Genomic DNA, 20,267 nt, shown 5'->3' on the forward strand with positions numbered 1-20,267 from the left:
CCCCCGCTTCCAAGGACTCATCTCAATGCGCCATTCGCAACGCACCGACGATCAACTGCGTCCCGTGACCATCGAGACCGGCGTCAACCGCTACGCCGAGGGCTCGTGCCTGATCACCTTCGGCCATACCAAGGTCCTGGTGACGGCCTCGGTCGAGGAGACCATCCCCGGCTGGATGCGCGGCAAGGGCCAGGGCTGGGTCACGGCCGAATACGGCATGCTGCCCCGCGCCACCCACACCCGCGGCCGCCGCGAAGCCGCCGCCGGCAAACAGACGGGCCGGACGCAGGAGATCCAGCGCCTGATCGGCCGCTCGCTCCGCGCCGTCGTCGATCTGAAGGCGCTCGGCGAGCGTCAGGTGGTGCTGGACTGCGACGTCATCCAGGCCGACGGCGGCACCCGCACCGCCTCCATCACCGGCGCCTGGGTCGCCATGGCCTCGGCCCTCAACTATCTGCGCGACGAAGGCGTGCTGAAGTCCGACCCGATCCTGGACCAGGTGGCGGCCGTGTCGTGCGGCGTCTGCGACGGCGTGCCGGTGCTGGACCTGGACTATGAAGAGGATTCCGAGGCCGAGGCCGATTCCAACTTCGTCCTGACCGGCGCGGGCCAGATCGTCGAGGTCCAGGCCACCGGCGAGAAGCGCGGCTTCTCCCGCGCCGAGTTCGACCGCCTCTTCTCCCTGGCCGAGATCGGCTGCACCGAACTGTTCGCCCTGCAAAAGGCTGCGCTGGAGGCGGGGCGCCGATAGGGGCTTTCGCGCGTTAAGGGGACGGGTCATCGTCTGGGTGATCCCGCCCCTGCCCGGAGATGCCGATGCGCCGCCCCCTGTTCATCAGTTCCGCCTCAGCCGCCGTTCTGGCCTTCGCCCTGACGGTCGCGGCCTGTCAGCCCGGAAGCGACGCCCCCAACGCCTCTTCCTCTGACGCCTCTTCCTCTGGGACCGTTTCCTCGGCGGTCCCCAGCCCCGCCGCTCCTGGCCCCGCCCCGGCCGGGACCCCCGCAGCGCCGACGCCGGCGCCGTCGGAAGACGCTCAGGCCCGGATTCCGGAAGGGCCGGACATGAGGCCCGAGCGGATTCCCGCCAGTGAAATCCCCTGTCGTGAGCAGATCGGCGAGGCGGCGTCCGCGCGCCTGGTCGAACGCTGCATCCAGGTCAGCCCTGCGACCCACCCGCCCTGCAACGCCGCCAACCCCTGCGACCTGATCCAGGGCGAGATCGACCGGTTCTGCAAATTGTGGGCGCGCGACGGCGATCCGCCGGCGGCGTGCCGGTCTTAGGACAGGCCGCCATGAAAAAGGCCCCGCCGTCGCCGGCGGGGCCTTCTCATTCAGCCGTGTGGCTCAGTCCTAGTCGCGACGACGACGACCGCGGTCGCCGCCGCGATCACCGCCGCCTTCGCGCTTGGGACGGCCGCCGGTGTCGTCCGACAGGGGCTCTTCGCCGCGCTCGGCGCGTTCGGCGTTGATCTTGTCTGTCAGGTCTTCACCCGTGGTCTGATCGACGACCTTCATCGACAGCTTGGTTTTGCCGCGATCGTCGAAGCCCAGGAACTTGACCTTGACCTCCTGGCCTTCCGACAGGACGTCGGCCGGGTTGGCGACGCGTTCCAGGGCGATCTGGGACACGTGGACCAGGCCGTCCTTGGCGCCGAAGAAGTTCACGAAGGCGCCGAAATCGACGACCTTGACGACCTTGCCGGAGTAGATGGTTCCGACTTCCGGTTCCGAGGCGATGGACTGGATCCAGGCCTTGGCGGCGTCGATCTTTTCCTGGTCGTTGGCGGCGACCTTGATGGTGCCGTCGTCGCCGATGTCGATCTTGGCGCCGGTCTTCTCGACGATCTCGCGGATCACCTTGCCGCCCGAACCGATCACTTCACGGATCTTGTCGACCGCGATCTTGATGGTTTCGATCTTCGGCGCATGCTCGCCCAGTTCGGCGCGCGGCGCATCCATGGCCTTGGACATCTCGTCCAGGATGTGGAGGCGACCGGCCGAGGCCTGGGTCAGGGCCTGTTTCATGATCTCCTTGGTGATCCCGGCGACCTTGATGTCCATCTGAAGGCTGGTGATGCCTTCCGAGGTGCCGGCGACCTTGAAGTCCATGTCGCCCAGGTGATCTTCGTCACCCAGGATGTCCGACAGGATGGCGAATTCGCCCGACGGCTCCAGGATCAGGCCCATGGCGATGCCCGAGACCGGACGGATCAGCGGCACGCCGGCGTCCATCAGGGCCAGCGACGAACCGCAGACCGTGGCCATCGAGGACGAGCCGTTCGACTCGGTGATCTCGGAGACCAGACGGATGGTGTAGGGGAAGTCTTCCTTCGACGGCAGCATCGGACGGATCGCGCGCCAGGCCAGCTTGCCGTGACCGATTTCGCGACGGCCGGGCGAACCCATGCGGCCCGCTTCACCCACCGAATAGGGGGGGAAGTTGTAGTGCAGCAGGAAGCTTTCCTTGTAGGTGCCCTGCAGGCTGTCGATGTACTGCTCGTCCTCGCCGGTGCCCAGGGTGGCGACGACCAGGGCCTGGGTTTCCCCACGCGTGAACAGGGCCGAACCGTGGGTGCGCGGCAGGACGCCGACTTCCGACACGATGGCGCGGACCTTGTCGAGGGCGCGGCCGTCGACGCGGTGGGCGTTCTCGATGATGTCGCGACGCAGGACGTCGGCTTCACATTCCTTGAAGGCGGCCGCGAACTTGGAGCTGTCGACGCCCTCGGGGTTCTCGTCGGTCTTCACCAGGGCGGCGGCGGCGGTCTTCTTGGCCGCATCGACGCCCGAGCGACGGTCGTACTTGCCGGGGTGGGTGTAGGCGGCCTTGATGTCCTCGCCGACCAGCTTCTTGATCGAGGTGACGACGTCGGAGTGGTCTTCGGCCTGGAAGTCGAAGGGCTCCTTGGCGGCGTGTTCGGCCAGATCGATGATGGCGTCGATCACCGGCTGCATGCCGGCGTGCGCGAACATCAGCGCCTCGAGCATCTTCTCTTCCGACAGCTCCTTGGCTTCGGATTCGACCATCATCAGGGCGTCTTGCGTGCCGGCGACCACGAGGTCCAGGTCAGAGCCCGGGATCTGGTCGACCGTCGGGTTCAGAACCAGCTCGCCGTCGATCAGGCCGACGCGCGCGGCGCCGATGGGGCCCATGAAGGGCACGCCCGAGATGGTCAGGGCGGCCGAGGCGGCGACCATGCCCAGCACGTCCGGATCGTTTTCCATGTCGTGCTGCAGCACGGTGATGACGACCTGGGTCTCGTTCTTGAAGCCCTTGACGAACAGCGGGCGGATCGGGCGGTCGATCAGGCGGGAAACCAGGGTTTCCTTCTCGCTGGGACGGCCTTCACGCTTGAAGTAGCCACCCGGAATCTTGCCGGCGGCGAAGGTCTTTTCCTGGTAGTTGACGGTCAGGGGGAAGAAATCCAGACCCGGCTTGGGCGAACGGCCATAGACGACGGTGGCCAGAACCACGGTCTCGCCGTAGGTCGCCAGCACGGCGCCGTCGGCCTGGCGGGCGATGCGGCCCGTTTCCAGGGTCAGCGGGCGTCCGGCCCACTCGATCGTCTTGCGTTTGATATCGAACATATTTCGTCTTTCGTATCCCGGACGGCGTATTCCGTGCGGGGTCCCATCATTGGGGGCGGATGCGTCGGCGTTCAGTCCTTCGATCCAGAGGTCGCCGCGCCATCGCGGTCGACCGGGAGAGGACCGGCATGGCCCTCGCAGCTGCGCCGTAAGTCCTGCGGCGCACAGGTCGTCTCTAGTCGCACAACGAGGCGCGGACGTGACCGCCCGCGCCTCGAAAGCGTATTCTACACTGATCCGACGCCTTAGCGGCGCAGGCCCAGCTTGGCGATGAGCGCCTGGTAGCGACCGGCGTCGACCTTGTTCAGGTGGTCGAGCAGGCGGCGACGTTGCGACACCATCTTCAGAAGGCCACGACGCGAGTGGTTGTCCTTCTTGTGGGTCTTGAAGTGTTCGGTCAGGTTGGAGATGCGTTCCGACAGGATCGCGACCTGAACCTCGGCCGAGCCGGTGTCGCCAGCGGTGCGGGCGTTATCGGCGATGATCTCGTGCTTGCGTTCAGCAGTAACCGACATCGAAGAGTCCTTTCTTGGCCTATCGCGCTTCGCGCTACTTGAGGCCGTGGGGTCTCGGCCCTTGCCGGATGGCGCGGGCCTAGAGGTTGAAAACGCGGTCGGGTTCTAACCGGCCGGCCCGCAACTGACAGAGAGCGACGAGGGTCTGGCCCTGAAAGGCTGAAACCGTTCGCGAACCGCCGGAAAGGCGATCCTTGAGGGTTTCCACCTGACGGGGGAGCAGAACGATCGGGCGTCCCTGCCGAAGCGAGAAGGCGTCCTGATCCGTCACGGCCAGCTCCGGGATGTCGTCCAGGGCGGTCGCAACGGGAAGCAAGCCTTCCGAGGCGGCGCCCCTATGCACCATTTCCTCAAGAGAATCCAGAGTGACGGCGTTTTCCGTGCTGAACGGGCCGACCCGCTCGCGGCGCAGGGCGCTTACGTGACCCTCGGCGCCCAGGGCGAGCGCCAGGTCGCGCGCCAGCGAGCGCACGTAAACGCCCTTGCCGGTGCGGATGGTCAGTTCGACATGGTCGGCGTCCGGGGCGTCGGTGACCTCGGCCGAATGGATGGTGACGCGGCGGGACTGAAGTTCGAACTCGACACCGTCGCGGGCCAGGTCATAGGCGCGGGCGCCGTCCACCTTGATGGCCGAGAAACGGGGCGGGGTCTGGTCGATCTCGCCGACGAAGGCGGGCAGGGCGGCCTTCACCGCTTCGACCGAGGGGCGGACGTCGGACCGGCCGATGATCTCGCCCTCGCGGTCCACGCTGTCGGTCGATACGCCCCAGTTGATGGTGAAACGATAGACCTTCTGCGCCTCCATCATCATCGGCACGGTCTTGGTCGCCTCGCCAAGCGCTATGGGCAGGATGCCGCTGGCCAGGGGATCCAGCGTCCCGGCGTGACCGGCCTTCTGGGCGTTGAACAGGCGGCGGATGCGGCTGACCGCCTCGGTCGATCCCATCTCGAACGGCTTGTCCAGGCACACCCAGCCGTCAACGATGTCGCCCTTCTTCTTGCGGGCCATCTAAATTCTCTCCCCAATCATGCGCGCACACCGACCTTTTCCCTCCCCCTGCGGGGGAGGGGCGTTGCGCAGCAACGGGGTGGGGGCGGCTCGGCAAAGGCGCATGGACTTCGCTGGACCAATCAATGATGTCTCACCTGGCCGCTCCCACCCGGCTTCGCTGCGCTCAGCCCCCCTCCCCGGAGCGGGGAAGGAGAGGGATGCGATGATCACGCCTCGCTCTCGTCGTCGCGGCGTTCCAGGTCGGCGCGGACGCGGGGGTCTTCGAACAGACGGTCGAGATGGCTGGCGGCGTCGAAGCTTTCGTCGTGGCGGAAGCGCAGGTCCGGCGTGAACTTCATGTCCAGACGCCGGCCCAACTGGCCGCGCAGGAATTTGGCGTGGACGTTCAGCGCCTTGATGATCTCGCTCTCGTGGCCCGTGGTCGCGGCGGCCTCGACGCCGGCGCCCAGGGGTTCGACGAAACAGGTGGCGTGTTTCAGGTCCGGCGACAGGCGGACCTCGGTCACGGTGACGGACACGTCGGCCAGGGCCTCGTCGTGGATGTCCTCCTCACGCAGGATGTCGACCAGGGCGTGACGGATCAGTTCGCCGGCGCGCAGCTGGCGTTGGCTCGGACCGGCCGGGCCGGAGGAATTGCGGGTATGCTGTTTGTGGGCCATCGGCCGCTCCTTCTTGTTCGCCCGCCGGGGCTCGGACCCGGCCGGATAAGCGAAAGTCGGGCGGTCTAGGCGTGTGGAGCCGCCCTGTCCAGTTCCGCCGCTCTGACGGACCGCATCACCTCGCCCGAAAACGCCGAGCGCGCCGGGCGGATCGCCACCCCGCCGGCGTTCAGCGCACCGGCCGTCCAGTGGTTGCACAGGTGCAGGATCGAAAAGCTCTCCCGGCTGACGAAGAAGCGGGCGTCGTCGCCGGCGCGAGCGGTCGCGACACGCGGCCCCCCGTCTGCGAGGTCGAGCGAGGACTCGATCCGTCCCGCCATTCGGTCGAAGGCGCCGGGCGGGAGGCGCAGGGCCGCGCGTCGATCGGCGGCGTGGCGGTCGCGGGGGTCCAGACTCTCCGGGTCCAGCATGATGACGGAGGGATTGCCGGGCCGGAAGAAGGCGCGCGCGCCGTCAGGCAGCCGGTCCGAGATCGGACTTTGATCGACATAGAAGGCGGCGTCGCCCCAGCCGATCAGAATCCAGTCGCCGGGCGCCAGGTCCGCGACGGCCTGTCCAAGCGGCCCGCCGCGTCGTTCCAGCGCCGCGCGGGGCACGGCCAGATCGGTGTGGAAGCCGTTGTCGAGCAGATAGACCGTGACCGGCGCGTCGGTGATCGACGGGATGGGCGCGCCCGGCCGGGTCCAGGTCAGCAGGGCGGCGACCACGCCGATCAGAACCGCCAGGGGCAGGGCCCAACGCATCGCTGTCTCTCCGAACGCCTCTCCAGCCATGAAGATAGACGACCAGGCGTGGCGGGCGAAAGGGCGCGCCGTCGGCGGAACGGGCTGGATCTAGGAGTCCGTGTCCGCAAACGGCGAGACCGGCGCCGTCTGCCATTCGCCGCGCCAGTCGTAACTCAGCGTCACGCAATGGCGGTAGGTCCCGTCGGCCCAGCGGCCGACCGCCTGTATCGTCAGCGGGCGGGGCGCGCGGATGCGGCTCATCACCAGCCAGACGTCGTTCGCGCCGGGACACAGGGCGCGGGCCAGACCCCGTCCGTCGCCGCTCTGTTCGATGGCATAGAGGTCGCTCTCGTTCGCCCCCTCGGGCAGGACGCGCCGCGCCTCGTTCGGTCCGCCCCGGGTGAAGTCGGCCGAACCGCGCGCGGTGGTCGAGAACAGCCGTTCCACGCTGATCGCCCCGAACAGGCCGCGCCGGACCTGGAGGGTGATCCCCTTGGTCAGGGCCTGGGTGATGCGGTCCGAGGCGTTGTAGGACAGATAGCGGGTGTCGGCGTGCGCGGGCGCGGCCGCCGACAGGGTCAGCAAGGCGATGAGAACGGGAGCGAGGGGCGAGCGCATGTCTCTTCCTTCCCCGGCCATTGCGGCGACTTTACGCCTCGCCCAGGCAGCGCAGGGCGACTTCCAGATTACGCAGGCCGTCTTCGCCCGTCACCGCCGGGGTCTCGCCGGTGTGGATGGCGCGGGCGAAGGCCTCCAGCTCCTTCCTCAGCGGTTCGGCCGGCCAGCTGTTCAGCATCCGGGTCGAATAGGAGCCGTCGGGCTGCTGCCCAAAATACTCCGTCACCTGGCGGGTGATCAGGTCGGCGACGATGAATTTGGTCTTGGTGGCGACCTGCAGGGTGCGGGTCTTGTAGGGCGTGACCCAGTTGGTCGTGATGTGGGCGATCACGCCATTGTCCAGCCGGAACTGCAGCAGGGCCGTGTCCTCGCGCTCGGCGCGGGTGCGGGCCAGCTGCGGCTGGACCTCGACGATCTCGGATCCGGTCAGGTGGCGGATGATGTCGATGTCATGCACCGCCAGGTCGATGACCACGCCGACCTCGCCCATGCGCGGCGGGAAGGGGCCGACGCGGGTGATCTGGATGGAGATGATCTCGTCGTCGGCGACGGCGCGCTTGACCGTGTCCACGGCCGGATTGAAGCGTTCGACCTGGCCCACCATCAGGACGCGGTCGTTGGCCTTGGCGGCGTCGATCATCCGCTGGGCGTCGGCCACGGTGGCGGCGATCGGCTTCTCGACCAGGACGTGGACGCCCTTTTCCAGCAGGGCGACGCCGATTTCGGCATGGAATCGGTTGGGCGTGGCCACGACGGCGGCGTCCAGGCCGGCGTCGACGAAGGCCTGGGCAGTCGTGACCGGCGCCGCTTCATAGGCGGCGGCGACCCCATCGGCGACGACCGCATCCGGGTCGAAGACCGTGGTCAGGTCGAACTCGCGCATCTCGGAGGCGACGCGCGCATGGTTGCGGCCCATGACGCCGACGCCGGCGACGCCGAACTTGAGGACGGGGGTGGTCGGCATCAGGCTTGGCCCTTGTAGCTGGCGACGGCGGCGATGACCTTGTCCTGGGTCGCCTCGTCCAGGTCGGCGTGCATCGGCAGGCTGAAGACCACGTCCTTCAGACGTTCGGTCACCGGCAGGCCGCCGGCCCCTCGCGGGAAATGCGCATAGGCCGGCTGCAGGTGCAGCGGGATCGGATAATAGACGGCGGTCGGCACGTCATGGGCCTTCAGATGGGCGATCAGGCCGTCGCGGTCGGGGTGTTCGACCGTATATTGCGCCCAGTTCGAGATATTGCCCGCGGGGACGTCCGGAACCTTGGCGACGTGAGGGCGCAGGCCTTGATTGTAGCGGGCGGCGATCCGGTTGCGCCACGTGATCTCTTCACCGAACACCTTCAGCTTCTCGATCAGCACGGCGGCCTGGATCGTGTCCAGACGGCTGTTCAGGCCGATTCGCATGTTCAGATATTTGGGGTCGTGGTCGAAGGTGCGGTCCTTCAGGTCCACCGCCACGGCCTTGCCGTGCACGCGGACGGAATCGATCAGCTGGGCCAGTTCGTCGTCATTGGTCAGCACCGCCCCGCCGTCGCCGTAGCAGCCCAGGGGCTTGGCCGGGAAAAAGCTGGTGGTGGTGATGTCGGCCCATTTCAGCGGATGTTCGCCACCGATGGTGCAGCCGAAACCCTGGGCCGAATCCGCGATCAGCTTCAGGCCGTGTTTGTCGCAGATCGCCCTGATCGCCGGATAATCGGCGGGCTGGCCGAACAGGTCGACGGCGATGACCACGCGCGGGGTCAGGCGGCCCTCGGCCTTGATCCCCTCGATGGCGCGCTCCAGCGCGACCGGGTCCATATTGTAGGTGTCGGCGTCCACGTCGACGAAGACCGGCTCGGCGTCGAACCAGGGCACGACCTCGGCGGTGGCGGCGAAGGTGAAGCTGGGCACGAAGACCGCGTCGCCGCGTCCGATTCCCCAGGCCATCAACGGCAGGGCCAGGGCGTCGGTGCCGTTGGCGCAGCCCAGGGCGTGCTTGGCCCGGCCGAAGGCGGCGAGGTCGGCTTCGAACTGACGGACCTGAGGCCCCATGACCCAGGCGCCGCCGACGACGGCCTCCTGAACGGCGGCCTCGATCTTGCCGGCGAGACGCAGGCGCTGGGCCTGAAGGTCGATGAAGGGGATCATGAACGCGCTCTCCACGAGGATCCGGGGGGATCGGGGGCGGCGGGACGACGGGTCGGGCCGCGAGGGTGGCCGCCGTCCTAGCAAGATCGAACGCGGAGACCAAACCGGGCGGCGTCACTTCGCGTTGCCCATTGCAACGATCATGTTCTAAGCCGACGCCATGTCCGCTTTCGCCGCCGCCAAGACCAAGGTCTCCAACTGGTTGTTTCACCAGGCCCTGCCGTTGTGGGCCGAACAGGGCGTGGACGGCCAGGGGCGGTTCTTCGAACAGCTGGATTTCGAAGGTCGGGCGCGGACGGGACTGCGTCGACGCACCCGGGTTCAGGCGCGTCAGATCTATGTCTTCTGCGAAGCCGCCGCCCTGGGATGGGCGCCGGGGCGCGCGGTGGCCCAGGCCGGTCTGGACCGGATGATCGCCGCCTGTCGCCGCGACGACGGCCTGTGGGTCGCGGCGACCGATGACGCAGGCGCAGTCGTGGACGAGACGCCGGACCTTTATGATCTGGCCTTCGTGCTCTTCGCCCTGGCGGCCGCGCATCGGGTGCTGGGCGACGACCGGGCCCGGCCCCTCGCGCTGGAGACCCTGGGGGCGATCAATCGGTTGATGGCGGCCCCGCACGGCGGCTGGCATGAGGCCCTGCCGCCGAGTCTGCCGCGTCGCCAGAACCCGCACATGCACCTGCTGGAGGCCATGCTGGCCTGGCAGGCGACGGCGCCCGACCCGGTCTTCGAGACGGCGGCGCGCATGGCGCTGGACCTGTGCCGTGACCGTTTCCTGATCGACGGCGCGATCCGCGAATATTTCACCGAGGATTGGCGACCGGATCCGGCCGTCGGGCATATCGTCGAACCCGGCCATTTCGAGGAATGGGCCTGGCTGTTGCGTCAGGCTGAAATCGCCGGTCTCGACGCCGGCCCAGGCCTGGATCAGACGGCGGAGGCCCTGCATCGCCGCGCCGTCGCCCAGGGGCTCAAGGCCGGCTTCATGATCCGCGAGATGGACGCCGACGGCGCGCCGATCCACGCCGGACGCCGTCTGTGGGCTCAGACGGAGGCTGTCCGCACCGCCCTGACCTTCGGGGACGCCGCCGCCGCAGACCTGATCGAGGCGACCTTCGCCACCCATCTGGCGACGGCCGTTCCCGGCCTGTGGGTCGACAGCTATGAGGCGGACGGGACGTCGTCGGACAAGGCCGCGCCCGCCTCCAGCCTGTATCACCTGATGACCGCCTTTTCCGAACTGCTGAGACACGACGCATGACCGGTCTGCCCGCCGTCTTTCTGGATCGCGACGGAGTCCTGATCGAGGACTCCGGCTATCCCCATCTGCCCGAACATCTGAAACTGATCCCGGGCGCGACGGCGGCGGTGCGGCGGTTGAACCGGCTGGGCTATCTGGCGGTGATCGTCACCAACCAGTCGGGCGTGGCGCGCGGTATGTTCGACGAGGCCCAGATGAACGGGTTCAACGCCCTGCTGGTCAAACGCATGGCCCAGGACGGGGCGGTGATCGGGGCGGTCTACGCCTGCCCCTTCCATCCGGAGGCGCGAGACGAACGCTATCGCCATCCCGACCATCCCGACCGCAAACCCAATCCCGGCATGCTGCTGCGGGCCATAGCCGATCACGACATCGATCCGGCGAAGTCCTTCATGATCGGCGACCAGCCGCGCGACATCGAGGCGGCGCAGCGGGCGGGCGTGTCGGGCTTCCTGTTCCAGGGCGGCGACCTGGACGTCTTCGTGCGTGAACTGATCGGCGCCTGACCATCGCAATTCTTCGTGCGGTGAATTAGTTTCCTCCTTCTTGGTTGAAGGAGCGCCCCGTGACCCTCGTCGCCGCCTATGTCGAACGTCGCTGGAAATCCCCGGACGGTCTGGACCTGTTCGCGCGCGATTATGCGCCGGGGCCTGGCGTCGCGCGTCCGCCGATCATCGCCATTCACGGCCTGACCCGTAACAGCGCCGACTTCGGCGCTCTCGCGCCTTTTCTGGCCCAGAGCGGACGGCGCGTCCTGGCCGTCGATGTGCGCGGGCGCGGCCTGTCGGATCGTGCGTCTGACCCGATGACCTACCGGCCCGATGTCTATGCGAAAGATATGCTGGCCCTGATGGATCAGGCGGCGATCGACCGCGCCGTCTTCGTCGGCACCTCGATGGGCGGGCTGATCACCATGGCCCTGACGGCCCTGAAGCCCCGGGCGGTGGTCGCCGCCATATTGAACGACATCGGTCCCGAGGTGGCGCCCGATGGCCTGGCGCGCATCGCGTCCTACAGCGGCCAGCCCGTCGAGATCGGCTCATGGGCCGATGCGGCGGCCTATGCCAAACGAATCAACGGGGTCGCCTTTCCCCACTATTCCGACGCCGACTGGGACGGGTTCGCGCGGCGCATCTTCCGCCAGCAGCCGAACGGGGAGATCGGGCTGGACTATGATCCGGACATCTCGGTTCCGATCCGGGCGGCAGGGGCCAAGGCCCTGGTTCCCAACCTGTGGCCCATGTTCCGGCGTCTGGCGAAGACCAAGCCGACCCTGCTGGTGCGGGGCGGGGAGTCCGACCTTCTCAGCCTCGCCATCGCCGAGAAGATGAAGATGGCCGCGCCGGCCATGGCCTATGTCGAGGTCCCCGGCGTCGGCCACGCCCCGATGCTGGACGAAGCCGAGGCCAAGGCGGCGATCTTCGAATTCCTGGCGGACGTGGATTAGTCCTTCGTCGGATCGACCTGGCTGGCGTCGCCATAGGTCAGGGCCAGGAAGACGTCTTCCAGGTCCGGGTCCTCGGTGGTGATGTCGGCGATGGTCACGCCGGCGGCGCGGACGGCGTTGATGACCTGTTCCACCGACGACTGCCCCTTCTTGTAGGTCACGGCGAAGGCGCCGCCGGGACGGGGCGTGACCTGGAAGCCGTCCAGAACCGGGGGCGTCGCCTGGGGCGTCTCGGGCGTGACGACCACATTGCGGCTGTCCAGACGGCGCAGCAGCTGCGGCGTCGGCTCGCAGGCCACCACCTGGCCCCGGTTGACGATGGCGATGGTGTCGCAGAGTTCCTGCGCCTCTTCCAGATAATGGGTGGTCAGGACGATGGTCACACCCTCGGCGTTGATCTGGCGCACATAGGCCCACAGCTGGCGGCGCAGTTCGACATCCACCCCCGCTGTCGGCTCGTCCAGGATCAGGATAGGCGGATTGTGGACCAGGGCCTTGGCCACCATCAGGCGGCGCTTCATTCCGCCCGACAGGGCGCGGACATAGGCGTTGGCCTTGTCCGACAGGCCCAGGGCCGCCAGCAGTTCGTCGGAGCGACGCTCATTCTTCGGCACGCCGTAGAAGCCGGCCTGGACCTCCAGCGACTCGCGCGGGGTGAAGAAGACGTCGGCGACGATCTCCTGCGGCACCACGCCCAGGGCCGCGGCGGCGTCGCGCGGCTCCTTGTCGATGTCGCGGCCCCAGATGGTCACCGTGCCTTCCGACTTCTTGACCACCCCGGCCAGGATGTTGATCAGGGTCGATTTTCCGGCGCCGTTGGGCCCCAGAAGCCCGAACACCGAACCGCGCGGAATGATCAGGTCGACCCCGCGCAGGGCCGTCTTGGGCGCCGACTTCTTGGAGCCGGCGTAGGTCTTCTTCAGCCCGCGCACCTCGATGGCGTTGTCGGGCAGGGTCGTCGCATCGGTCATTCGGGGCGCTTTGATCGAGAAATCGGGTCGCGCGGCGGTTTGACGCCGCCGGACGGGCCGCATAGGTATGCGCCCGACGCCTCCTCGCCAAGATACGAGCCGAATAATGCCGCCCCGCCATCCCGATGCGATCATCCCTCCGCCCGAAGAAGTCGTGGTTTCGACCAAGCGCGTCGCCTGCGACGGCGGCGGCGGCGCCCTCGGCCATCCGCTGGTCTATATGGACATGGGCGAGGACGACTTCATCGAGTGCGGCTATTGCGACCGCCGCTTCGTCCTGTCGGCCCATCCGCACGACGAGAGCGAATATCTGAGCCCCGCCGCCCGCGCGCCCGAGGCCCATTGAATACAGGCCCGCTGAGCCTGTCACCTCAGTTGAATCGTGGTTTCGCCATCTGGCGGCTATAGAGGGCGTCAACCGCGCCTCCCGGACGGAGACACACGCTTGCGTTATCTGCACACCATGGTCCGCGTACAGGACCTCGACGCCTCGTTGCATTTCTATTGCGACCTGCTGGGCCTGCAGGAGGTGCGCCGCACCGAGAACGAGAAGGGCCGTTTCACCCTGGTCTTCCTGGCGGCGCCCAAGAACCTGGAACAGTCGGCGGCGGAATGCGCCCCCGAGGTCGAACTGACCTTCAACTGGGATCCGGAAACCTATCAGGGCGGCCGCAACTTCGGCCATCTGGCCTACAAGGTCGATGACATCTACGCCGCCTGCCAAAGGCTGATGGATGGCGGCGTGGTGATCAATCGTCCGCCGCGCGACGGCAATATGGCCTTTGTCCGGTCGCCGGACGGTATTTCGATCGAACTGCTGCAGGAAGGCGAGCCCCTGGCCCCTGCCGAGCCCTGGGCCTCCATGGACAATACCGGAACATGGTGATGCGTCACCTCGCACTGGTATCGACGGCGGCCCTGGCGTTGTCGGCCTGCGCCTCGACCACCGAGACCTATATCGGCCGCACCGCGACCGAACAGCTGCTGATGGCGCGGGCGTCGGACAAGGCGGTGGAGGGTTTGTCCCTGCCCCTGCCGACGGCGGCGTCGATCTTCGTCGATGAGTCCTACTTCCAGGGCGAGGGCTCGCGCTACGCCATCAGCGCCATTCGCGCCGCCCTGTCCGACGCCGGATACCGCCTGGCGCGCAACAAGGACGAGTCCGACGCCGTGTTCGAGATCCGGCCGGGCGCCCTGTCGCTGGAACAGATGCGCCGCGTCTTCGGTCTTCCGGAAATGCGGATTCCCATCAACGAGACCCTGAACGTCGTCTCGCTGCCGGAACTTTCGGTCTACAGCAATCGCGACCGGGTGGGCGTCGCCGAGTTTTCCGGCTTCCTGTACGAGGCCAAGACCGGCGCTCCCCTGGGCGCGGTCCTGCCCATGATCGGCGAGTACAGGATCCGCAGTCACAAGCTGCTGATGATCGTCAGCTGGGGTCAGCAACAGGCCCAGCCGGGACGGCGCGACCCTGGATCCAGCTGGACCGAATTCTGACGGCTGACGCGGCGGCTCCGGCCGCCTATGTTCCGGCCATGACCGACGCCTCCGCTCCCCAGACCGCCCCCGAACAGGATCGCCCCCTCACCCAGGACGGCCCCGCCCTGCGGCTGTGGATGATCGACGCCTCGGCCTATATCTTCCGCGCCTATCACGCCTTGCCGCCGCTGACGCGCAAGTCCGACGGCCTGCCGGTCGGGGCGGTCCAGGGTTACTGCAACATGTTGTGGAAGCTGCTGAAGGACATGAAGGGCGCAGACGGCCCGACCCATCTGGTCGCCATTTTCGACCACTCGGACAAGACGTTCCGCAACACCCTGTATGACCAGTACAAGGCCCACCGCCCGCCGGCGCCCGAGGATCTTGTCCCGCAGTTTCCCCTGGTGCGCGAGGCGACGGCGGCCTTTGGCGTCCATTGCGTCGAACTGCCCGGCTACGAGGCCGACGACCTGATCGCCACCTATGCCTGCAAGGCGCGCGACGCCGGGGGCGAGGCGGTGATCGTGTCCTCCGACAAGGATCTGATGCAGCTGATCGGCGGCGGCGTCGTCATGTGGGATCCGATGAAGGACCGGCGGCTGGCCGAGCCCGAGGTGTTCGAGAAGTTCGGCGTCGGCCCGGAGAAGATGATCGATCTTCAGGCCCTGATCGGCGACAGCGTCGACAATGTTCCCGGCGCCCCGGGCATCGGACCCAAGACGGCCGCCCAGCTGCTTGATGAATACGGCGACCTGGACGCCCTGCTGGCCCGCGCGGGCGAAATCAAACAGCCCAAGCGCCGCGAGACCCTGATCAATTTCGCTGATCAGATCCGCCTGTCGCGCGAGCTGGTCCGCCTGACCTGCGACGCCCCGGCGCCCGAGCTGATCGAGGATTTCGCCGTGCGCGATCCGGATCCAGAGGCCCTGTCGGCCTTTCTGGACAAGATGGAATTCCGGTCGTTGCAGCGCCGCGTCGGCGACGGCAAGGCGGGGCCCAGCGAGACCTCCGCTTTTGCGCCCAAGCGCGTGCCGAACCTGAGCGCCCCGGTCGCCACGCCCCGCTACGGCCAGGTGGTGGAAGGTCCCGCCGAGGCCCAGAGCTTCGACCTTGAGGCCTACGAGTGCGTCCAGACCGAAGAGGCGCTGGATCGCTGGATCGCGCGGACAACCGAGGCGGGCGTGGTGGGTTTCGATACAGAAACCTCGTCGCTGTCGGCGACGCATGCGGGGCTGTGCGGGGTGTCGCTGGCGGTGGGGCCGAATGAGGCCTGCTACATCCCGCTGACGCATGAGCATGAGCCCCAGGCGGGCGAGGGCGGGCTGTTCGGGGAGCCGGGCGAGGCGCGGGAGCCGCTTCAGCAGTTGGACAAGGCGACGGCTTTGGCCAAGCTGAAGGGGGTGCTTGAAGACTCTAGTGTCTTGAAAATCTTGCAGAATTCCAAGTATGATCTTGCTGTTATGGCGCGGCGGGGGATCCGCGTGGCCCCCTATGACGACACCATGCTGATCTCCTATGTGCTCGAGGGCGGGCTGCACGGGCACGGGATGGATGAGCTGGCGCGGCTGCATCTGGGGCACGACCCCGTGCCGTTCAAGAGCGTGGCCGGAACGGGCAAGAGCCAGAAGTCGTTCAGACACGTCGCCCTGAAACCCGCCACCCAGTACGCCGCCGAGGACGCCGACGTCACCCTGCGTCTGTGGCGCCTCCTCAAGCCCCGGCTGGCGCGCGAGGGCCTGTCCACCGTCTATGAGACCCTGGAGCGCCCCCTGCCCGCCGTCCTGGCCGAGATGGAGACCGCCGGCGTCCGCATCGACCCCGACCGCCTCAAACGCCTGTCCAGCGAGTTCGGCCTGCGCATGGCCGAGCTGGAGGCCCAGGCCCACGAGATCGCCGGCCGCCCCTTCAACATCGGCTCCCCCCGCCAGATCGGCGAAATCCTGTTCGGCGAGCTGAACCTGCCCGGCGGCAAGAAGACCGCCTCCGGCCAATGGGGCACAGACGCCAGCGTGCTGGAAGACCTGGCCGCCACCCACGCCCTGCCCCGCGTCCTGCTGGACTGGCGCCAACTGTCCAAGCTGAAGGGCACCTACACCGACGCCCTGACCGCCGCCGCCGACCCCGCCACCGACCGCGTCCACACCAGCTACCAGCTGGCCGCCGCCACCACCGGCCGCCTGGCCAGCTCGGACCCCAACCTCCAGAACATCCCGATCCGCACCGAGACCGGCCGCGAAATCCGCCAGGCCTTCATCGCCGCCCCCGGCCATCTGCTGATCAGCGCCGACTACAGCCAGATCGAACTGCGCCTCCTGGCCCATATCGGCGACATCCCCGAGCTGAAACGCGCCTTCAAGGCCGGGCTGGACATCCACGCCGCCACCGCCAGCGAAATGTTCGGCGTCCCCGTCGAGGGCATGCCGTCCGAGACCCGCCGCCGCGCCAAGGCCATCAATTTCGGCATCGTCTACGGCATCAGCGCCTTCGGCCTGGCCGCCCAGCTGGGCATCGATCAGGGCGAGGCCGGCGCCTACATCAAGACCTATTTCGACCGTTTCCCCGGCATCCGCACCTATATGGACAAGACCAAGGCCGAGGTCCGCCAGGCCGGCTTCGTCTCCACCGTCTTCGGCCGCCGCATCCACATCCCCGCCATCCACTCGAAATCGGGCGCCGAACGCCAGTTCGGCGAGCGCGCCGCCATCAACGCCCCGATCCAGGGCGCCGCCGCCGACATCATCCGCCGCGCCATGATCCGCATGCCCGCCGCCCTGGCCGAGGCCGGACTGACCACCCGCATGCTGCTGCAGGTCCACGACGAACTGGTCTTCGAAACCCCCGAGGCCGAGGCCGACCGCGCCATAACCGTCATCAAACGCGTCATGGAAACCGCCTCAGACCCGGCGGTGGCCCTGACTGTGCCGCTGGTGGTGGAGGCGCGGGCGGCGGCGAACTGGGATGCCGCGCATTGAGGCGGCTACCGGCCCCGACGTGGTCGGGCTTTGCCTGAGCCGAGGCGAGTGATTCGTAGAAGAACCGCACCTGGAGATCGGTTTAGTCGAGTGGGGCTTCGAGCTTAAATTCCGCCCGGATAGGTCTTCGCCTAACCCTAGGAAATAGCGAAACAACAAATTCCCCAAGCAGGATTAGCGTTTGACGGAGTCAAACAATTTAACTGCGAATCGACCAACGAATCAGCGTTGACCGACATCACAAACGAGACTGTGCTGTGAACGTCACGCGACGGTGTAGTCACCGGAGAGGTAGGATCTCTCCGGTGACATGGCAGCCTTGGATTGGACCGTGACTGGCAGGAGTGTGGATCAACGCCGCGCCGTCGGCGGTGTTGATCTTCCTGACGAGATTCAAGGTCGTCCTGAAGCTGGGCGCGGTCAAGCGATATTCCCTGCGTAGCTTGGACCAAATCGCCCCCGGAGAACGAACCGGCCTCACTCTTCTCACGCGAAACTCTATTGACTTGAAGTTGCTACTTTGTTCTCATCAAGCATGGCCGAAATCGAACCCTCTCAGCCGCATAAGCACTCGTTTGAATCCATCCGCCGTGAAGACGACGGGGCGGAATACTGGCTGGCGCGGGAGCTGGCCCCCGTCCTCGGCTACCAGGACTACCGAAACTTCCTGGCGGTGGTGGAGAAGGCCCGCACCTCGGCGGCGTCCGCCGGTTTCGACCCAGCCGACCATTTCGGTGACGTCACCAAAATGGTCCAGATCGGCTCCAGCGCGCAGCGCGAGCTCGCCGACCTGCGCCTGTCCCGCTACGCCTGCTATCTGATCGTCCAGAACGGCGACCCCTCCAAGCCGATTATCGCCGAAGGTCAGACCTATTTCGCCGTCCAGACCCGGCGCCAGGAAATCCAGGACGACCCCGCCTTCGGCGCCTTGTCCGAGGACGACCGTCGCCTGATGCTGCGCCGGGAAATGGCCCACCATAACACCGCCCTGGCCTCTGCCGCCGGCCAGGCGGGGGTCGTCACCGGCCTGGACTATGCGGTGTTTCAGGACCACGGCTATCGCGGCCTGTACGGCGGCCGCTCGATGCGCGACATCCACATGCACAAGGGTCTGAAGAAGAGCCAGAAAATCCTCGACCACATGGGCTCGACCGAACTGGCCGCCAACCTGTTCCGTGCCACCCAGACCGAGGACAAGCTGAAACGCGACGGCGCCCGCACCAAGGCTCAGGCCAACGACATCCACCGCGCTGTCGGCCGAAAAGTCCGCGCCACCATCGGCGAACTGGGCGGCGTCATGCCCGAACACCTGCCCACCCCCGACGCCAGCATCCAACAGCTGGAACGCCGCAAGGCCAAGACACTGAAAGACGACTCAGCGGAGGACTGACGCGCGGCGAACCCGCCTATAGAACCGTCATCCTCGCCCTTGTGGCGAGGATCCAGACTCCCGGTGTGTCCGCAGGGAGCTCTGTCGTCGATACCGGGCGTATGGATCCTAGGGACAAGCCCTAGGATGACGGAAGTGGGAGGCTCAGTCGGCCAGCTTCGACGCAGCTGATCATTGTGGTGACATCAGCGCAATGGTCCAGACCGGCACCTGGGTATCATGACGCAACGCCGGGCTTAACCCTCTCCCCGAGCGACGAGCGCCTCATAGTCGGCGAAACGACGCTCGAGCCGCGCTTGGATCGCCCTGTCCGTCACCGGGATGTAGTGCGACGCATAGACGATATCCTGGGTGAAGCGCGCCCTGATCAGCTCACCGGCCTGAAAGCTCTCCACGAGCGTCCAAGTCACGATTTCGCCGTTCACCGCATCGCACCGATAGTACATCAGGGGATGATAGCTAAAGTAGAAGCTACCGGGTTTGACGTTACGTGTGCCCAGCGGAAGTTCGTCGAAACCGAACCGGCTGACGTCGCCGGTTAGGACATTGGTGTAGCAGACCCGTCCAGCGAAGAGACTCGGATCGATCTTAAGGTTGCCAGTGATCATGCGTGATACCGTGCCGACGATCGTCCACTCTAGGGCCTTGGCCTGACCGTGAGGGAAGAAATAGTCGTCTGGCGGCACGAGCGCGGTGGCGGGCCGGAAAGTCTCGCTGCGTTGTAGGCGCTCGCCTTCATTCAACGTCGTAATGGGCTGTCCCTGTACGACCTCCATTAGGGAGCGACCGTCGCCGACTCGCGTGCGATCCATGTAGTAATTCATCTGTGTGGGTTCGCTCGGCAGGGTCGCACGGGCACCGGTCTCATAGACAACTACAAACGATGGGACCGAGGCCACGATGCGGGGTGCGCCGATCCCGAGTTGCGTCTCCGCATCGGCCGGGGCATCCGGATTTCTGCGCATCACCATCGCTCCGGCCGCAGCTGGAATGGTCAGTTCGTCCAGATCAAAGCTGATCGTGAAAAGATCGACCCCGTGGCGAAGCGCGACGGTCTTTGCGCCCTCTTGAAATCCGGCCGCAGTAACGAACACGGCCTTATTGGCTCTCTGGTCTCCCGCCTTGGAAACGAAAGCGTCCAGATCCGAGGCCGAGGCGGGACGTTTCCGGTTCTTGACCTCGATCAGCACCAAATAGCGCAGCGTCCCCATTTGAAAGCGGACCACGACGTCGAACTGCCGGCCATTAATGATCTCATTCCACCGAACATCCGCAGCGTCGCCAGTGATCGTGTGGATTCCGGCTACAAGCCTCTCGAGATATTCGTCATCCTTGATCACAACCTGATTTGATCCCCTAACGTTAGCGGCAACGTAGCGCGAGAAGACTCAGGGTCGCAATTCGGCGGCCCGCCAGATTCCGCTGTTGATGCTGTGGACGGCTCTCCAACCCACCGGCGGCGTTAGGCCTCCGGCAGAGCTGGAGGAGAGCCATGGGACAGGT

The 20,267-nt window shown here is 66.7% G+C and carries 20 protein-coding genes; 10 read left to right on the plus strand and 10 right to left on the minus strand.

Annotation, left to right across the window (positions count from 1 at the left end; translation table 11 throughout):
- Positions 1-25 precede the first annotated feature (25 nt).
- Entirely contained in the window at positions 26-751 is a 726-nt protein-coding gene (gene rph, locus AC07NC_RS10300; protein WP_494569473.1) for a ribonuclease PH, read from the plus strand.
- Positions 752-816: 65 nt separating this feature from the next.
- A complete protein-coding gene (locus tag AC07NC_RS10305) occupies positions 817-1,281 on the plus strand; it encodes a hypothetical protein (protein WP_494569474.1) in 465 nt (154 codons plus the stop codon).
- A 69-nt stretch (positions 1,282-1,350) separates the two neighbouring features.
- Here the strand turns inward: AC07NC_RS10305 and pnp are convergent, their stop codons facing one another.
- The 8 genes from pnp to AC07NC_RS10345 all read right to left on the minus strand — a co-directional run bounded on the left by pnp (position 1,351) and on the right by AC07NC_RS10345 (position 9,244).
- On the minus strand, positions 1,351-3,588 hold the full coding sequence (gene pnp / locus AC07NC_RS10310; RefSeq protein WP_008260258.1) for a polyribonucleotide nucleotidyltransferase: 2,238 nt from the start codon (positions 3,586-3,588) through the stop codon (positions 1,351-1,353).
- Between the two features lie 245 nt (positions 3,589-3,833).
- A complete protein-coding gene (rpsO, locus tag AC07NC_RS10315; protein WP_008261985.1) occupies positions 3,834-4,103 on the minus strand; it encodes a 30S ribosomal protein S15 in 270 nt (89 codons plus the stop codon).
- 79 nt (positions 4,104-4,182) lie between these two features.
- Entirely contained in the window at positions 4,183-5,112 is a 930-nt protein-coding gene (gene truB / locus AC07NC_RS10320; protein ID WP_494569475.1) for a tRNA pseudouridine(55) synthase TruB, read from the minus strand.
- Between the two features lie 209 nt (positions 5,113-5,321).
- Positions 5,322-5,774 carry a 30S ribosome-binding factor RbfA gene (gene rbfA / locus AC07NC_RS10325; RefSeq protein ID WP_494569476.1) on the minus strand — a complete coding sequence of 151 codons (453 nt, stop codon included), beginning with the start codon at positions 5,772-5,774 and terminating at the stop codon, positions 5,322-5,324.
- Between the two features lie 65 nt (positions 5,775-5,839).
- On the minus strand, positions 5,840-6,517 hold the full coding sequence (locus AC07NC_RS10330; RefSeq protein ID WP_494569477.1) for a DUF2459 domain-containing protein: 678 nt from the start codon (positions 6,515-6,517) through the stop codon (positions 5,840-5,842).
- A 90-nt stretch (positions 6,518-6,607) separates the two neighbouring features.
- A complete protein-coding gene (locus tag AC07NC_RS10335; RefSeq protein ID WP_035310293.1) occupies positions 6,608-7,117 on the minus strand; it encodes a hypothetical protein in 510 nt (169 codons plus the stop codon).
- A gap of 31 nt (positions 7,118-7,148) precedes the next feature.
- Complete coding sequence (locus AC07NC_RS10340; RefSeq protein ID WP_494569478.1) at positions 7,149-8,081, minus strand: Gfo/Idh/MocA family protein; 933 nt, start codon at positions 8,079-8,081, stop codon at positions 7,149-7,151.
- Positions 8,081-9,244: a DegT/DnrJ/EryC1/StrS family aminotransferase gene (locus AC07NC_RS10345; protein ID WP_494569479.1), complete on the minus strand. Its 1,164-nt coding sequence runs from the start codon at positions 9,242-9,244 to the stop codon at positions 8,081-8,083. Before AC07NC_RS10345 ends, AC07NC_RS10340 begins: the two co-directional genes overlap by 1 nt.
- 160 nt (positions 9,245-9,404) lie before the next feature.
- Between AC07NC_RS10345 and AC07NC_RS10350 the strand changes: the two genes are divergently transcribed.
- Genes AC07NC_RS10350 through AC07NC_RS10360 form a run of 3 tightly spaced genes read left to right on the plus strand, consistent with a single transcriptional unit; the run spans position 9,405 to position 11,952 of the window.
- Positions 9,405-10,505 carry an AGE family epimerase/isomerase gene (locus AC07NC_RS10350; RefSeq protein WP_494569480.1) on the plus strand — a complete coding sequence of 367 codons (1,101 nt, stop codon included), beginning with the start codon at positions 9,405-9,407 and terminating at the stop codon, positions 10,503-10,505.
- Positions 10,502-11,011 (plus strand): D-glycero-alpha-D-manno-heptose-1,7-bisphosphate 7-phosphatase, encoded by a 510-nt coding sequence (locus AC07NC_RS10355; protein ID WP_372704883.1) that lies wholly within the window; start codon positions 10,502-10,504, stop codon positions 11,009-11,011. Before AC07NC_RS10350 ends, AC07NC_RS10355 begins: the two co-directional genes overlap by 4 nt.
- 59 nt (positions 11,012-11,070) lie before the next feature.
- Positions 11,071-11,952 carry an alpha/beta fold hydrolase gene (locus AC07NC_RS10360; RefSeq protein ID WP_494569481.1) on the plus strand — a complete coding sequence of 294 codons (882 nt, stop codon included), beginning with the start codon at positions 11,071-11,073 and terminating at the stop codon, positions 11,950-11,952.
- Here AC07NC_RS10360 and AC07NC_RS10365 read toward each other — a convergent pair.
- The gene (locus AC07NC_RS10365; protein ID WP_008264330.1) at positions 11,949-12,923 is read right to left on the minus strand and encodes an ABC transporter ATP-binding protein; all 975 of its coding nucleotides are present in this window, start codon (positions 12,921-12,923) and stop codon (positions 11,949-11,951) included. The two genes, AC07NC_RS10360 and AC07NC_RS10365, sit on opposite strands and share 4 nt — an antisense overlap.
- 106 nt (positions 12,924-13,029) lie before the next feature.
- On the opposite strand from AC07NC_RS10365, the gene AC07NC_RS10370 reads away from it, so the two are divergent.
- From AC07NC_RS10370 to dinD, 5 genes are all read left to right on the plus strand, one after another.
- A complete protein-coding gene (locus tag AC07NC_RS10370; protein WP_201099628.1) occupies positions 13,030-13,269 on the plus strand; it encodes a zinc-finger domain-containing protein in 240 nt (79 codons plus the stop codon).
- Between the two features lie 99 nt (positions 13,270-13,368).
- On the plus strand, positions 13,369-13,809 hold the full coding sequence (locus tag AC07NC_RS10375) for a VOC family protein (RefSeq protein WP_008259598.1): 441 nt from the start codon (positions 13,369-13,371) through the stop codon (positions 13,807-13,809).
- A complete protein-coding gene (locus AC07NC_RS10380) occupies positions 13,809-14,420 on the plus strand; it encodes a DUF6655 family protein (protein ID WP_230307713.1) in 612 nt (203 codons plus the stop codon). The genes AC07NC_RS10375 and AC07NC_RS10380 overlap by 1 nt, the downstream gene beginning before the upstream one ends.
- 38 nt (positions 14,421-14,458) lie before the next feature.
- Positions 14,459-17,374, plus strand: a complete 2,916-nt coding sequence (gene polA, locus AC07NC_RS10385; protein WP_494569482.1) for a DNA polymerase I — start codon at positions 14,459-14,461, stop codon at positions 17,372-17,374.
- Positions 17,375-17,909: 535 nt separating this feature from the next.
- Positions 17,910-18,764 carry a DNA damage-inducible protein D gene (gene dinD, locus AC07NC_RS10390; RefSeq protein ID WP_372704879.1) on the plus strand — a complete coding sequence of 285 codons (855 nt, stop codon included), beginning with the start codon at positions 17,910-17,912 and terminating at the stop codon, positions 18,762-18,764.
- Between the two features lie 236 nt (positions 18,765-19,000).
- Here dinD and AC07NC_RS10395 read toward each other — a convergent pair whose 3' ends face one another.
- Positions 19,001-20,104, minus strand: coding sequence for a restriction endonuclease (locus AC07NC_RS10395; protein ID WP_372704878.1), 1,104 nt, complete (start codon positions 20,102-20,104; stop codon positions 19,001-19,003).
- Positions 20,105-20,267: the final 163 nt, after the last annotated feature.

This window comes from Brevundimonas sp. GW821-FHT10A07, from assembly GCF_059415785.1.

Excerpts from the sequence above, each read along its gene's own strand:
- rph (WP_494569473.1), top strand. The coding sequence starts at position 26 with ATGCGCCATTCGCAACGCACCGACGATCAACTGCGTCCCGTGACCATC.
- AC07NC_RS10305 (WP_494569474.1), top strand. The coding sequence starts at position 817 with ATGCGCCGCCCCCTGTTCATCAGTTCCGCCTCAGCCGCCGTTCTGGCC.
- pnp (WP_008260258.1), bottom strand. The coding sequence starts at position 3,588 with ATGTTCGATATCAAACGCAAGACGATCGAGTGGGCCGGACGCCCGCTG.
- rpsO (WP_008261985.1), bottom strand. The coding sequence starts at position 4,103 with ATGTCGGTTACTGCTGAACGCAAGCACGAGATCATCGCCGATAACGCC.
- truB (WP_494569475.1), bottom strand. The coding sequence starts at position 5,112 with ATGGCCCGCAAGAAGAAGGGCGACATCGTTGACGGCTGGGTGTGCCTG.
- rbfA (WP_494569476.1), bottom strand. The coding sequence starts at position 5,774 with ATGGCCCACAAACAGCATACCCGCAATTCCTCCGGCCCGGCCGGTCCG.
- AC07NC_RS10330 (WP_494569477.1), bottom strand. The coding sequence starts at position 6,517 with ATGCGTTGGGCCCTGCCCCTGGCGGTTCTGATCGGCGTGGTCGCCGCC.
- AC07NC_RS10335 (WP_035310293.1), bottom strand. The coding sequence starts at position 7,117 with ATGCGCTCGCCCCTCGCTCCCGTTCTCATCGCCTTGCTGACCCTGTCG.
- AC07NC_RS10340 (WP_494569478.1), bottom strand. The coding sequence starts at position 8,081 with ATGCCGACCACCCCCGTCCTCAAGTTCGGCGTCGCCGGCGTCGGCGTC.
- AC07NC_RS10345 (WP_494569479.1), bottom strand. The coding sequence starts at position 9,244 with ATGATCCCCTTCATCGACCTTCAGGCCCAGCGCCTGCGTCTCGCCGGC.
- AC07NC_RS10350 (WP_494569480.1), top strand. The coding sequence starts at position 9,405 with ATGTCCGCTTTCGCCGCCGCCAAGACCAAGGTCTCCAACTGGTTGTTT.
- AC07NC_RS10355 (WP_372704883.1), top strand. The coding sequence starts at position 10,502 with ATGACCGGTCTGCCCGCCGTCTTTCTGGATCGCGACGGAGTCCTGATC.
- AC07NC_RS10365 (WP_008264330.1), bottom strand. The coding sequence starts at position 12,923 with ATGACCGATGCGACGACCCTGCCCGACAACGCCATCGAGGTGCGCGGG.
- AC07NC_RS10370 (WP_201099628.1), top strand. The coding sequence starts at position 13,030 with ATGCCGCCCCGCCATCCCGATGCGATCATCCCTCCGCCCGAAGAAGTC.
- AC07NC_RS10380 (WP_230307713.1), top strand. The coding sequence starts at position 13,809 with ATGCGTCACCTCGCACTGGTATCGACGGCGGCCCTGGCGTTGTCGGCC.
- polA (WP_494569482.1), top strand. The coding sequence starts at position 14,459 with ATGACCGACGCCTCCGCTCCCCAGACCGCCCCCGAACAGGATCGCCCC.
- dinD (WP_372704879.1), top strand. The coding sequence starts at position 17,910 with ATGGCCGAAATCGAACCCTCTCAGCCGCATAAGCACTCGTTTGAATCC.